Source organism: Methylorubrum subtropicum, assembly GCF_038442325.1.
Classification (GTDB): domain Bacteria; phylum Pseudomonadota; class Alphaproteobacteria; order Rhizobiales; family Beijerinckiaceae; genus Methylobacterium; species Methylobacterium subtropicum.
Genome location: NZ_JBBXMW010000014.1, coordinates 42819 through 57226, shown reverse-complemented (window position 1 = coordinate 57226; position 14408 = coordinate 42819). Strand labels below are relative to the sequence as shown.

Annotated in this window: 8 protein-coding genes and 1 pseudogene; 7 read left to right on the top strand and 2 right to left on the bottom strand. The window is 67.6% G+C overall.

Features of this window, described 5'->3' with window-relative positions:
- Positions 1-104 precede the first annotated feature (104 nt).
- Genes AAHG03_RS18620 through AAHG03_RS18600 form a run of 5 tightly spaced genes read left to right on the top strand, consistent with a single transcriptional unit; the run spans position 105 to position 12019 of the window.
- Positions 105-8087, top strand: coding sequence for a phage tail length tape measure family protein (locus AAHG03_RS18620; RefSeq protein WP_342152312.1), 7983 nt, complete (start codon positions 105-107; stop codon positions 8085-8087).
- Positions 8087-9808, top strand: coding sequence for a hypothetical protein (locus tag AAHG03_RS18615; protein WP_342152310.1), 1722 nt, complete (start codon positions 8087-8089; stop codon positions 9806-9808). Before AAHG03_RS18620 ends, AAHG03_RS18615 begins: the two co-directional genes overlap by 1 nt.
- Positions 9808-10665 carry a hypothetical protein gene (locus AAHG03_RS18610; protein WP_342152309.1) on the top strand — a complete coding sequence of 286 codons (858 nt, stop codon included), beginning with the start codon at positions 9808-9810 and terminating at the stop codon, positions 10663-10665. The genes AAHG03_RS18615 and AAHG03_RS18610 overlap by 1 nt, the downstream gene beginning before the upstream one ends.
- Complete coding sequence (locus AAHG03_RS18605; protein WP_342152307.1) at positions 10665-11558, top strand: hypothetical protein; 894 nt, start codon at positions 10665-10667, stop codon at positions 11556-11558. The genes AAHG03_RS18610 and AAHG03_RS18605 overlap by 1 nt, the downstream gene beginning before the upstream one ends.
- The gene (locus AAHG03_RS18600) at positions 11555-12019 is read left to right on the top strand and encodes a hypothetical protein (protein ID WP_342152306.1); all 465 of its coding nucleotides are present in this window, start codon (positions 11555-11557) and stop codon (positions 12017-12019) included. Before AAHG03_RS18605 ends, AAHG03_RS18600 begins: the two co-directional genes overlap by 4 nt.
- Positions 12020-12089: 70 nt before the next feature.
- Here the strand turns inward: AAHG03_RS18600 and AAHG03_RS18595 are convergent, their stop codons facing one another.
- Both AAHG03_RS18595 and AAHG03_RS27110 read right to left on the bottom strand, forming a co-directional pair.
- Positions 12090-12296 carry a hypothetical protein gene (locus tag AAHG03_RS18595; RefSeq protein ID WP_342152304.1) on the bottom strand — a complete coding sequence of 69 codons (207 nt, stop codon included), beginning with the start codon at positions 12294-12296 and terminating at the stop codon, positions 12090-12092.
- Positions 12297-12572: pseudogene (locus AAHG03_RS27110) on the bottom strand (HNH endonuclease signature motif containing protein); the annotation flags it as partial.
- Between the two features lie 59 nt (positions 12573-12631).
- Here AAHG03_RS27110 and AAHG03_RS18590 point away from each other — a divergent pair.
- A complete protein-coding gene (locus tag AAHG03_RS18590) occupies positions 12632-13330 on the top strand; it encodes an NlpC/P60 family protein (RefSeq protein WP_342152303.1) in 699 nt (232 codons plus the stop codon).
- Positions 13331-13527: 197 nt separating this feature from the next.
- A complete protein-coding gene (locus AAHG03_RS18585) occupies positions 13528-14319 on the top strand; it encodes a hypothetical protein (RefSeq protein WP_342152302.1) in 792 nt (263 codons plus the stop codon).
- Positions 14320-14408 lie beyond the last annotated feature (89 nt).

Here is a 14408-nt window from a genome sequence, read left to right as displayed (position 1 = left end):
AGGGGCAAAAATCGACCTAGAGTCGAGTGCGCGGATGCAACAGGGCGCTGACTACCCTCTGTTGCCGCTTCCCCAGAGCGCATTTTCCTCGATCCGGAGACGTCATGGTCGCCGTCAACGAAATCCGCGACGAGTACCGTCTCGAAGCGAAGACCGAAGGCGTAGAACAGGCCAAGGCCGCCGCCGAAGGTCTCGCCTCGGCGACGGACAAGATCACGATCGCGTCGGAGAAACAGGAGCGGAAGGTCATCAGCGTCCAGCGGGCGCTGGAGAAGTTCGCCGCGGCCAACGATCAGGCGTTCCGAGCGCAGCAGCAGGTCGAGCGCGCCCAGGCGCTCGTGAACCGCGCCTTCGAGCAAGGCCTGAGCGAGTCGCTGGCGTACCAGCGCGCCACCGTCGTGCTGGCCGATAAGCAGGCGGCGCTTGCCCGGATCACGGCTCAGTCCGCGGCGGCAAACGACAACAACGCCGCGTCCATGGCCCGGATGCGGGCGCAGTACGACCCGATCTTCGCGGCCCAGCTAAAGCACCGGACGGCTCTGGAGGGCATCGCCGAGGCCGAGAAGGCCGGCGCGATCACGGCGACGACGGCGATGCAGGCGCGCATCGCCGCGACGCGCGCGATGGAGGACCAGACGCAAAAGCTGGAGCGGCTGGCCCAGACCCAGAAGGCGGCAGCGCAGCGGCAGGTGAACCAGCAACTCATCGTGCCGGACCGTGGCGCCGATATCGCGGCCTATGCGGCCGAGATGGACCGGCTGCGGGCGAAGTTCGATCCGCTGTTCGCCGCCCAGACGGCCTATCGCAGCGGCCTCGCGGAGCTTCGGCAGGCGCTCGCCACCGGTGCCATCTCGGAAGCCGCCTACACTGCCGAACTCGACCGGCGGAAGGCTGCGTTCGCCGAGCAGGTGCGCGGTCTCGGGCTTGTCAGCGCTGCCGAGCGGGCGGCGGCTGCCGCCGCGCAGGAGACGGCGCGCGCGACGCAGGCCGCGGCGAATGCTGCAGCCGCTGCGGCTGCGAAGGCGCGAGCCCAGGGCATCGTCTCGGGCCAAACGATCACGGCGGACCGGGGCGCCGACGTCGCCGCCTACGGCCAGCAGCTCGACGCGCTGCGGGCCAAATACAATCCGCTCTTCGCCGCCGGGCAGGCCTATAAGGCACAGCTCTTGGAGATCGGTCAGGCCGCGCGCGTCGGCGCCATCACCGAGACGGAGCGGGCGGCGGCGATCACGCGGACCAAGGAGACCTTCGTCAAGCAGGTCGATGCGATCCGCAGCAACTCGGGTGCCATCGCCGTCAATCGCCAGCAGTGGCAGAGCCTCGGCTTTCAGATCAACGACGTCTTCACGTCGCTGTCCTCCGGCGCGTCGCCGCTGATGGTGCTCACCCAGCAGGGCGGGCAGATTTATCAGGCGCTCGATGGCCCCCGAGGTGTCACGGCCAGCCTGAAGGAGGTCGGCAACTTCCTGACCGGGCTACTGACCCCGATGCGCCTCGTCATCGGCGGATTCGCTGCCATGGGGGTCGCGGGCCTCGCGGCGGCCATCTCCTTTGCCAACGCCCAGCGCGACATCCGCCTAGCCTTGCTCGGTATCGGTCAGACGGCCGGCCTCTCCGCCGAACAGGTCGACCTTATCTCGCGCCAGGCCGCCGATGCGGCCAAGATCTCCGTAGCGGCGGCGCGGGAGATCGAGGCGGCCTTCCTGAAATCGGGCAAGGTCACCGGCGATGTGTTTTTGGAGGCGACCGTCGCCGCCGCGAACTTCGCCAAGGCTACGAAGCAGGACAACGGGCAGGCCGCCGACTTCCTCGCGCAGAACCTCGGCAGCCTTAGCGCCGGCGGCTACGAGGCGTTGGCGAGGCAGGCGGCCAATTTCGACGCTGGGCTGGAGCGGCAGGTTCGTTCGTTGCTTGAGGCCGGGCGCGAGGCCGACGCACAGCGCCTCGTGCTGGAGCGCTTCGGGCAGGCCTATGAGAAGGTCGGGCAGCAGCTCACCCTCACGGATCGGGCGCTGGGCGTGGTCAAGCGCGGATGGGACGGGCTGTGGGACTCACTCGGCCGCGCGACCTCCGGCGCCAGCCGTTCCTCGGCTGAGCTTCTGACCGTCACCGAGACGCAGATCAAGAACCGCGAAGCCCTCGCGAAAGCGACGAACTCCGACCCCGCGAGCGATCAGCAGTACGGCGTCCTGCGCGAGCGGGCCGCGCGGCTGCGGGCCGAAATCGAGCGCACCGGTGAGGCTGTCCGCACCACGTCGGAGAACGCCCGCAACAGCCTCAAGTCGCTCGACAAGGCGGCTGTGAACGCTGCCGTGCCGGAGATCGCGTCCCTAACGCAGGTGCGCGAGAACTTGGCCAAGGCGAATGCAGAGCTGAACGGTCTGGAGGCAGGGGGCGGCAGCGCCGAGAGGATCGATGCGGCCAAGAAAGCCGTCGCTGCCCTTTCCGCGGCAGAGCGGGACTATCAGGTAGCCGGCGGCGCGGCGAACATGGAGCGCGCCAAGGCGAACGAGCTGCTCCGGGCCGGGCTCCAGGGGCTTCAGGCGGTCACGCCTGAGCAGAAGGCGGAGGCGGCGCGACAGCAGGCGCTTGCCGAGACGTTCGGCACCGTCACCACCGGTCAGGAGCGGTCTGCTCGCGCGGCCAGCGCCTACAGCCGCGCTATGGCCGAGCAGCGCGCCGCGTCGGATGCGTCGAGTCGGGCGATGACTGAATCGACCCGGACGACCAACGAGGTCGCTCGCGCGACGGCGCAGACCGGCAAATCGATTGAGTACCTGACCGCATCTCGCAAGGTCGATGAGCAAATCCGAGCCGGCGTGTTCCGCGAGGACGAACGCGAAGGGAAGATCAAGGAGCAGCTGCGGTCGCAGTTGGAGCAGATCAATCTGCAGGCGGCGCAGCGCAAGCGCACGCTGGAGGATCAGGCGAGCGCGCAGGAGTCGGCCAACGCGAGCGTCGCCGCCGGCACGCTGGCCTCGGCCCAAGCCTCGCGGCAGGTCCAGAACGAGATCGAGCTGCGCACCCTGGCCCGCGAGCGCGATGCCGCGTCGGGCGAAGCCAAGACCGAGCTCGCCCGCCGGTACGACGAACTCGCCGCCGCGCAGCAGCGCCAGATGGGCGCAGAGGATGTTCAGAAGGTTCAGGCGCTGATCGAGGACGAGAAGCGGCGGATCGAGTTGCTTGAGCGCGAGGCCGCGCTTGTCGGCCAGACGACCCGTGAGCGGCAGGTCGAGCTTGCCGTCCTGCAGGCCAAGCAGGGGCTGGATCGGCAGGGTATCAACAGCACGTCGGGTCTGAGCCGCGAATACCTCGACCTGACGAGGGTTCGCGCCGACCGCGAGGCCGCGCGCGCCGAGTTCGAACGTCTCGCGCAGGACGTTTCCTCGGTCGTCTCCGGCACCTTCGACGACATGTTCAAGGCCGGCAACAAGGGGCTGGCCGGCTTCTTCGACAGCTTCGCCCGCGGATTCGCCCGGATCGGCACGCGCATCCTTGAGCAGAACCTGATCGCGCCGCTCGTCACGAGCGCGATGGGGGGCGGCTCGGGCGCGGCGGGCACCGGCGCGAACCTGTTCGGCGGCTTCGACTTCAGCAAGATCGAGAAGGCGGTTTCCGAGGGCTCGTTCTCCGGCATCATGGAGTCGTTCGGCGACCTGCTGAAGCCGGGGGCGGACAGCAAGGGCGGCGGCTTCGCCTCGTCGAAGCTCGGGGGCGGCCTGCTTTCGGCCGGCGTCGGCGCCTCCATCGGCTACCAGTCGCAGAGCCCGCTCGTCGGCGCGCTCGGCGGCGCGGCGTCCGGCTTCGCCATGGGCGGCCCGGTCGGCGGCGTCGTCGGCGGCATCGCGGGCCTTCTCGGCGGTCTGTTCGGCAAGGACCAGGCGAAGAAGGCGGCGGCCAAGAAGCTCAAGGAGCAGCTGGAGGCCTACAAGGAGGCCTATCGCCAGGCCGAGCCCGAGATCCGGAAGCTCGAGGCGACGTTCCGCGGTGAATCCGTCGGCAACGTCGGCGGCCAGATCGACGCCGCGTTCCAGCAGGCGGTCCAGGCCAACAAGACGGCCTCCCAGGCCGGCGACCAGACCCGCGCCAACGCGATCATGGTGGACTTCACCAAGTACGCGTTCCGCCTGCGCGACGTGTTCATGAACGCCTTCGAGGGCACCCTCTCCGAGGTGGCTGCGGGCTTCGGCACGTCGGGCCCGTTCGCGCAGGCGAACGCGGCGGTGGCGACGCTGGGTGAGAGCCTGAAGGCGTTCGTGAAGGATGCCGAGAGCCTGCCGCAGGCGGAGGCCAACAGCGCCCGCGCCCGCGCCGCGGCGCAGCAGGCCGCTCTCGCCGCCCTCGACCCGCCCAAGGCGCTGTCCGACACGCAGAGCCGCCTCGCCGCGATCCAGGGCACCGCGGCCGGGCTGTCGCGCGTGTTGCAGGATCTCGGCATGTCGGCCGACGAGGCGGCGGCCGCCATCCGTGACAGGACCGCAAAGGCGATGGACGCGCTGCGCGCGCAGTTCTCCGCCGACCTCGGCGCCAAGATCAACGACGCGGCCGGCAAGTCCTACCTCAACGACATCGCCGACCTCGTGAAGGAGCGCGACGGCCTCTTGGCGGACGCCAGGGCGATCGGCGCCGACACCGCGCAGGTGGGCCGCTACTTCACGCTCGCCGCGCAAAAGATTGTGGACGGCTCCGAGTTGACCGGCGCCGCCTTCGCCGACCTCGTGAAGCGGTTCCCGGCGCTGAAGGGCGCGGTGGTCGAGTTCGGGCAGGCGATCGACACCACGGCGGCCAAAGCCGAGGCGGCGGCCCGCGCGGTCGGCTATCAGGATCGCAGCTTCGCGGCCGGCAACGACACGAGCACGTTGGCCGGCGCGCTCGCGGCGCAGGATCGCAAGGCGGCACAGGACCGGGCGGCTGAGGCCAAGGCCGGCGGCCGGGCGATGGCCGATCTCGAAAAGGCGCTGGCTGCCGAGCGCACCGCGATCATCAAGGACTTCGCCGCCCGCGCGGCCGAGGCGGAGGCGTCCGCCCGCGAGGCCGGTGCGCGCCGCGTGCTGTCCGCCGAGGACCGTTTGTTCGCCGCGCGCAACGAGGCCTCGACCCTCTCCGGCAAGCTCGCGGAGATGGATCGCCAGCACGCGCAGGAGCGCCTCGACGAGGTCGCGGCCGGCGGGCAGGCCATGGCGGCGCTGGAGGCGGCGCAGGCCGCTGAGCGGCTGAAGATCGTGCGCGAGGCCGGCGCGGCAGAGGCGGCCGCCCGCAAACAGGCGCTTGCCGAGGCGCAGACGTTCCTCGACGGCGCGACCAAGAACATCCGCACCTATCTCGACGGGCTGAAGACGGGGCAGGACACCGCTCTAAGCCCGGGCGACCGGCTGGCCGAGGCGCAGAAGCAGTTCGACGCGCAGCTCGCACGCGCCAAGTCCGGCGACCGCGACGCCATGGGCTCGATCACCACCTACGCTTCGACTCTGCTGGACGCTGGTCGAGCGAACTTCGCGTCGAGCCAGGGCTATCAGGACATCCTCGCCGCCGTGCAGCAGAGCCTGGGCGATCTGCCGAAGCAGGTCAGCGCCGAGCAGTTCATCGTGGATGCCATCAACAAGAGCACCACCGATCTCGGGAAGGCGATCGCGGCCAACAACCCGGTCGCCATCGCCGCCGCCCTCGACGCCAATTTCTCGAGGCTCGACACGAACCTCGACGGCAAACTGAGCGCCGCCGAGTTTGTCGCCGGGCTCGGCCCGCTGGCGACCGCCGCAGAGCAGGAGAAGGCCAGGGCGATCTTCGACCGGATCGATCAGAACGGCGACGGCCTGATCGACGCGCAGGAGAAGGCGCGATTCGATCTCGTCAGCGCGATCGAAGCCAACCGGCCGGAGCTGATCCAGCGCGCCCTGTCGTCCGAGTTCGACAAGCTCGACACCGACAGCTCGGGGGGGCTCACCGAGTCGGAGTTCCTGAAGGGGGTCGGCCCACTCGCCACCGCGGCCGAGCAAGCGGCGGCGCGCGCCTACTTCAAGGCCATCGACGAGAACGGCGACGGCCTCCTGTCCGCAACGGAGATGATGCGCGGGCAGCTGAAGACAGCGATCGAAATCAACAGCCCCACCGCCATCGCGACGGCGCTCAACAAGAACTTCGACACGCTCGACACCACCATGAACGGGCGGCTCACCAAGGCCGAACTGCTCGCCGGTCTCGGCCCTCTCGCCACCGCGCAGCAGCAGGCCGAGGCGCTGAAGGTGTTCAACGCCATCGACCGGGACGGCGACGGGCAGATTTCGAAGCTCGAAGCGGTCCTCGCCGAGCTGAAGACCAACCTCGGGAGCCCGACCGCCATCGCGACCGCGCTCAACGACAACTTCAAGATGCTCGACAAGACGAGCGACAAGGCGCTCGACCTCGCCGAGTTCACCGCGGCCATCGGCCCGCTCGCCACGAAGGCGGATCAGCAGGCGGCCAAGGCCGTGTTCGACAGCATCGACCGGGACGGCGACGGCCTAATCTCGAAGATGGAACTGACCCGCTCCGATCTGGAGACGGCAATTAAGGCCAACTCGGCATCAGCCATCGCGACCGCGTTGAACGCCAACTTCGACACGCTGGCGGACAAGACCAGCGGCGGCATCACGAAGGCGCAGTTCGACCTCTCAATTGCTGGCCTCGCGACCAAGGCCGAGCAGGCCGCCGCCTACAAGGTGTTCCAGGCGATCGACGCCGACGGCAACGGCATCATCACGAAGACCGAGGCTGTACGCGCCGAACTGCTGGGGCAGTTGAAGCTGAACGACCCGGCCAAGATCGCGTCCGCCCTCAACGCGAACTTCTCGACGCTGACCGACGCCACGAACGGCCGGCTCACGAGCGCGCAGCTTCTTGCCGGGCTCGGGCCGCTCGCGACGAAAGCCGATCAGGCGGCGGCCCTGGCGGTGTTCCGAAACATCGACGCCGACGGCAACGGCATCATCACCAAGCTCGAAGCCGTGCGGGGCTCCATCGTCGGCGCGGTTCAGGCCAACAATGCGAAGGCTTTCGCCACCGAGATCGACAAGAGCTTCACCGACCTCGACACCCGCGTGGACGGGCTACTCGATAAGGCGGAACTGGCCAACGCCATCAAGGGCCTGTCCACCGACGCCCAGGTTCAGAGGGCCAACGCGTGGCTCAAGGCGATCGACACGGACGGCGACGGCATGCTGTCGAAGACGGAGTTGATCCGCGCCCGCATGGAGGACGTGAAGGGCAACACCGGCGCAACCAAGACGGCGGTCGATCAGACGAAGACGACCGTTGGCGCAGGCAACACGCTCGCCGCGGACATGAAGGCCTTCCTCAAGACGATCAACGACTACACCGGCCTGAGCAAAAAGACCCTTGACGCAATCGGCGGCTACAGCAGGCAGCAAAAGGAATTGCTCGGGGCGATCAGCAATTTCCAAAAAACATCTGACAAGAATTTGGCCCTGGCTGCCGCTTCGCTCGACACGCTGAAGTTATCGTCGGCCACGCAGGAAGGAACGCTGAAGGCCCTTCAGGGGCAGTTCTCCCTCCTGAACCCCATCAACATCAACGGGTTCAAGTTGCAGAACAACATGGTGGAGGCGCTGAACAAGATCGTCTTCAACACGGCCAACACGGTCATCGGCCTCAAGTCCGGCGCGAGCTACACCTACGCGACGGGCGGTTGGGTCAACGGTCCAGGCACCGGCACATCCGACAGCATCAGCGCCCGCCTCTCCAACGGCGAGTTCGTGGTCAACGCCGCTTCTGCTCGGATGAACGCCGGGCTGCTGGAGGCCATGAACGACAACCGCACGCTGACGGTGCCGGCGATGCCCGTCCCGGTGCCGGTCGCGGTAGGCGGCGGCGGGGACGTGGTCGGTGAACTGCGGGCGCTGCGCGCCGAGGTGGCCCGGCTGCGCAGCGAGAACAAGGCGGGGCAGGAGATGCAGGCGCGTGTCACCCTGGCCGGCGCCAACAAGGTTGCGGCCGCCACCGAAGGCGTGCGCGAGGAAGCGGCCGAGCATCGCAGCGACGACAACCGCCGTGAGCGGAAGGTCGCAGGCGTAGCCGGGGGGCGCGGCTGATGTCGCGCTTCACCGATCTGCTCGCCAACCCGGCGGCCGAGAAGCGATTTCTCGTGATCCTTGAGCCCTACGATTCGGCCGCGGGCATCGTGCGACCGCTCTACCTCTCGACCCACGCCTTCGTCACCCAGCCCTCGGACACGCCATCGAACCAGTATTTCGAGGCGCGGTTGAACAGCCCCTACAGCTTCTCCCGGTCGCTGTTCGCGTCGGGCAAGCTGTCCGGCCGCTCCATCCCGGCCGCGGGCGCGATCGTGCTCAACAACGGCGACGGTGGCCTCGATGCGCTCGCCACCTACGCCTGGGGCGGACGCCGGGTGCGGGTCTACCTCGGCGGCGAGGGCTTCGCGCTCGCGGACTACGGCCTGATCTTCGACGGCACCGCGCAGGGTCTCAGCTACGGTGATTCCGACATCACCGTGAACCTCCGCGACTTGGCCTACGTCGTGGACCGTGAAATCCAGCCAGTGCAGTTCGCCGGCACAGGCGGCGCGGAAGGTGCAAGCGATCTCGCGGGCAAGCGTCGGCCCATCGGCTACGGTGTCCTGCGGAACATCGAGCCGATCTTCCTCGGCATCTCCGACGGACGCTACCAGTTCTCCTTCGGCACCGGGCCGAGCGTCGCCGTGCTCACGGTCTATGATCGCGGCGCGCTGCTGCAGTACGCCCCCAATCCGGGGCCGGGCCAGTACACCGTCGATCTCGCCACCAGCACCATCACGCTCGGCGGCAGCTTCAACGGCCCCGTCACCGCCGAGGTGATCGGGCGGCAGTACCTCTTGACCACCAGCAGCAGCAGCAACACCATCGGCACCGGAGCGAAGACGTTCACGGCCCCGGCCGGCCTTGCGCTCGCTGTCGGCATGCGGGTGCGGATCGCCAGGACGGCCGACCCGGTCGGCACGATCATGGACGGCAACATCACGAGCTACGCCGGCTCCAGTCTCACAGTGGATGTCAGCGGCACCCGCGGGTCCGGCACCTATGCCGACTGGACGATCAGCCCGTGGGGCACTGTGGCGGGCGTCCTGCGCGACATCGCCGCCCGCATGGGCATTACCGTGTTCGACGCCGCCGCGCTCGCCGCGCTCAATGCGGTCCAGCCGGCCTCCATCGGCTATTGGATCGCCGAGGGCGGCAACGCGGGCCAGATCCTCGACGCGGTCGCCGACGGCTGCGGCTGCTATTGGGGCTTCGACCGCAGTGGCCAATTCGAGGCAGGGCGCGTCGAGTCGCCGTCCGGACCGATCGCAGCCTACGATGCGACGCAGGTGCTGAGCATGGACCGGCTCGCGACCGAGGAGCCGTCTTGGCAGGCCTTGGTGCGCTACCGCCGCAACTGGCGCCCCTCGAGCACCGATCAGTTGGCGGGAGCGGCCCAGGCCAACCAGACCTTCTTCACCACCGAGTGGCGCACGGCAACCGCTCAGAACGCGGCGGTGCAATCTGCCTACCCGCTCTCGAAGCCGATTCAGGTCGACAGCCTGTTCGACGATCAGAGTGCGGCGCAGGCCGAGGCCAATCGGCAGCTCACCCTGTTCGGGACGCGGCGCGACTACTTCCGCGCTCGACTCAAGGTCCAGCCGCTGGCGACCGAGAACGCCGACACGGTGACGATCATGCACCCGCGCTACGGGCTCGCCGCCGGGCGGCCCTTCCGCGCGATCGACGTGACCTCCGACATGGTCGCCTATGAAGTCGAATTGGGGCTCTGGGGCTGATGGCAAATCTCCAGATCCTCAGCGATGTCCCGAGCGACCTCGGCGCCTTCTCCGGCGGATCGTGGTTCGCCAACCTGCCGCTGACGAACCTGCTGACGCAGCAGCCCAAGCAGGTCGCCCGCTCGACCTCGGCGGCGACGAGCGCCACCCGCTTCGTCTGCGACCTCGGACAGGCACGACAGCTCCAGTCCTTCGCGTTGATCGGCTCGAACCTCTCCGCGAAGTCGAAGGTGCGGTTTCGGGTATCGAACAACGCCGACAGCTCGGCGCCGCTGATCGACGCGACCGTTTCGGGTTACCCGCCCAACATCGTCTTCGGCTCGATGCCCTGGGGGCAATTCCCGTGGAGCGGCTACCGCGACGACCCACTTCCGGCCGGGCAGGTGACCTACTATCAAGCGCCTGCGCCTGTGGCGGGCCGCTACGTGTTCATCGACGTCGACGACGCGACCAACACCGCCGGCTACGTCCAGATCGGCCGGTTCATGGCCGGGGCTGCCTTCGTACCGCGCTACAACATGGCCTACGGCGCCGCGCTGAAGTGGAACGATCCCACCCGCGTCAGCACCAGCGTCGGCGGGCAGAAATGGTTCGACAAGCGCCCGAACTTTCGCGGCTTCCGCGCCTCGTTCGAGCACGCGACCGAGGGCGAGGCCTACGGCGCGATCTACGACCTGCACCGCCGCGTCGGCATCTCCGGCAACCTGCTGATGATCTACGACCCGGCTGACCAAGCCGATGTGATCCTGCGCCGGACGATCTACGGCTCGATGACCGAACTGTCCGAGATCGTCACCGCGAACGCCTCGGTCGATGCCCCCTATACATGGTCGCTGGCGATCGAGGAGTTGATCTGATGCCCGGAACCGCCACTTGGCCCGTCACTGTCAACGGAAACACCTATACGCTCGCGGACTTTGATGGATTCGCCTACGTCCAGAACTTTCCGGCGATCATCTCGGACATCAACGTCGTTGCGCTGCAGGCGGCAGCTGACCGTGCCGCGATCCAGGCCGCCCTGGCGAACAACGGCAACCTGCTGATCCCTCAGACGCAGTGTCGCCTGGAATATATCTCGACAACCCAGATCAGGCTACAGCAGTTCGGCGGTAACTTCATCTGGATAAACGGCCTCAACAGGCCCATTCCTTTCGGCGGCGTGAACCTCGCCAATGATGGTCTGGCAGAGGCGACCCTGTATTATGTCTACGCCTACATGAACGGCGCGACTATGATGATGGAGGGATCAACCGTCAATTACGTCGCCAGTGCCAACGGCATCAGAGTGAAGAACGGCGACGCGACGCGTACTCTTGTCGGCATGATCTACATGGACACCGGAGGCGTGTTCGCAAATTCCAGCGCCAAGCGTTATGTCAGGTCTTACCTTAACCGTCCTCAGTTTCTTGCCAATGGCAGCTTCGGGTCCGGCTCAACGTCATCTACCTCGACTGTCGATATCGCCCCGTTCTCGTTTAACCTCGTAGCCTTTGCCGACGATGCGGTTGATATCTATTACGTCGGCAATATCGTGAATAACGGTGGTAACAGCGTCATTACTCTCGGCGTCGATGGCGGTAGTCTCGGTAGCGCGCAGGCTATCACTGGCGGCAGTGGGACGGGTAACGTGCCGATCTCTCCGCGAGTAATTGTTCAGAGGCCGGACGGGATGCGCGTCATAAGCATTCGCGCATCTGTTAGCGCCGGAACGGCGACGCTGGGCGGGCAGCTATTTGGGAGCATCGGTTGATCATGATCGGACCTTCTTTCGGAGATGAAGTCCTCGCGGCCGGGCTCGCCGGCCTTCCCTTCTCTTGGAGCGAAGAGGGGGTGATCTACGATCCAGCCCTGTCTGATGCCGAGCGCGCGCGGATCGAGGCGGTGGTCGCCGCGCACGATCCCGAGCAGCCGGCGTCGCCTCCCGTGCCGGCCTTGATCTCGGATCGACAGTTCGCGCAGGCGCTCGCCGCAATGGGGGTCATCACCCGGCCGGAGGCACTGGAGTTCGTGAAGCGCGGCGAGGTGCCGGCGGCGCTCCAGGCCGCGATCGACGCGATTCCCGACCCGGATGAGCGGTTCGCCGCGGACATGCAGGTGAGCGGCGCGACGACGTTCGAGCGCGCCCACCCGAGCACCCTGGCGCTCGCCCACGCCCTCGGCTGGAGCGACGCGCAGATGGACGACCTTTGGCGCAGCGCCGCGGGCCTGTAGCCGATCCGCCGCCCGCGGGCGGCTCCTGAACGATCCACCACCGGAGAGCACCACCATGACGACGCTGGAGCTAGGGATGCAGCACGTGCTGCCAGCGGCGACCGTGCTTGATGTCCTGAATGAGCCGAAGCGAGACCCCATATGAGCCTGCAATTTTTCGTCCCGGCCGCATGTCGGCCACGATCTCCCTCACGTCCTCATCGGTGAGCTTGGCGTTCGGCGATCGAACTCCTTGCAGGGTTCGGCCCTTCGCGCGTGCATCTGCGACGTTGTCCAAGCGTGTTCCTAGGAAAAGGTGATCCGGGTTCACGCAAGCTCTGTTGTCGCACCGATGGCAAACATCTTTCCCTCTTGGGTCTTCAGCTTTGTACAGAACTACAGAAGCTCTGTGAGCAAGCACAACAGAACGCGGCCTAGGCCAGCTAAAGCGACCGTAGCCTGTTGGGGTTATTGAACCGGTCCACTCCCAGCACCCTGTTTTTTCGTTAATTTGAACTTTGTTTTCGAACCTTCGGCGAAGCAGGCTGGCAAGCTCGTCTTCAAGCTGAAGCATAGTAAAAATCCTCAACGCCAAATCAGACTGCCATTCTAGGCAACTGCGGAGCCAAGTCTATGACCGTTGCTGAGATCCAGCGCGCTCTGATCGCGCGCGGGTATGACCTCGGGCCCGCCGGCGCCGATGGCGATGCCGGGCCGAAGACGATCGCGTCCGTGACCGCGTTCCAGCGTTCGGCCGGGCTGGTGCCGGACGGGATCGCGGGGCCGAAGACGCAGGCAGCGCTCCAGGGCGCCGACCTGTCCGAGCGGCGCGCATCGGTCGAGAAGCCCGGCTGGCTCGTGCTGGCCGAGGCGCTGAACGGCCTGAAGGAGGGCAAGGGCGCGGCCAACAACCCCGAGATCGTGCGCCTGTTCGCCGATGCGGGCTTCCCCGGCATCAAGACCGATTCCACGGCGTGGTGCGCCGCGTTCGTGGGGGCTGTGCTGAGGCGAGCCGGCCACGCCGCCTCGGGTAGCCTCGCGGCCCGGTCCTACGAGGCCTACGGTGTCGGGCTGAAGGGCCCGGCCCTCGGCTGCATCGCCACGAAGAAGCGCGGCAACAGCGCCTGGCAGGGGCACGTCTTCCTCGTCGTCGGCGCCAACAAGGATCACGTTTTCGGCTTGGGCGGCAATCAAGCCGACGCCGTGAACGTGGCGGCCTTCAAGCGCTCCGAAATCACGTCCTTCCGCTGGCCGGCCGACGTTCCGCTGCCCGCCCCGCACACGCTGCCGACGACGATTGCGGGGGCGAAGGCGGGGGTGAGCGAGGCGTAATCGGCGCGGGCTGGTCGCTACTCCAGCCGGTGGCAGTCTTGTCGTTCGAGGACGCTCGTGGCTGCCGGAACGGTCCACCCTGGCAATCGGAAATTCCGCGGGTCTGCTTCCCCCGCCGCCGCGCCGAGCCCGAACGCTAGCACAACCCGAGCGCGCCGGACCAGCCGCGCACCCCTTCCACATCGAGAGACACCACCATGATCCGCGCGATTTCTCTCGCGGCGCTGGCGCTCGCCTGCGTCTGCTCTCCCGCCATGGCCGCCGAATGCTCGCTCGCTCCTGTGGCGGCCAAGGACTGGCTGTGGCTCGCCGGCTTCATCGCCCTGGCCTTCGCCTACGTCGCCTTCGACGTCTGGCGCACTAAGCGGCGGGCCGACCGCGAAAGCCGCGAGTGGGCCGATTTTCTGCGCAGGCTGTGCTGGCTCGCCTGCATCACCTGCGGCGCGGCGGCGCTCCTGCTGATCGGCGGCGCCCCCGCCATGGCGGAGACCGTCACCGTCAACGGCCAGCCCGTCGTCGTCTTCTCGTGGGGGCCCTGGGTTGTTGCCATCGCCGAGATAGCCCGCGACATCCTCGTGCCGGTCCTGACCGCGGCGCTGCTGGCCGTCGTGACCAAGCTCTACCCCCTCGGGCGGATGTTTCTGTCCGAGGCGCTGGTCGAGCGCACCCTGCGCAAGTGGTTCGACTACGGCATCAACGCCACGGCCGGCGCGACCAAGGACGCCAGCGTGTCCATCCCGGTCGGCGCCGCGGTCGTCGCCAACGCGCTTCAGCGCGGCGTGGACCGCGCCGACGCCTCGGCGGTGAGCAAGTGGGTGATGAAGGAGGCCGGCGGCGAGGTCGAGGTGGCCCGTAAGCTGTTCCGGCTCCTGCATCTCGAGGAGGGCGCCGACGCCAACGCCGTGGTACCGAAGGCACTGGAAAAGGCCGGCGTCCTACCGGCTGCAGCCGATGCGCCGGCGGGCCCTGATCTCGCGGCGCGGGGCTGAGCCTCGCCCGCAGCAGCGTGGGGCACGCCGCCTATCTTGGCGGAGCGACGGCGGCCCCACTGACCATCCCGAGCACGACGCATGAGGTC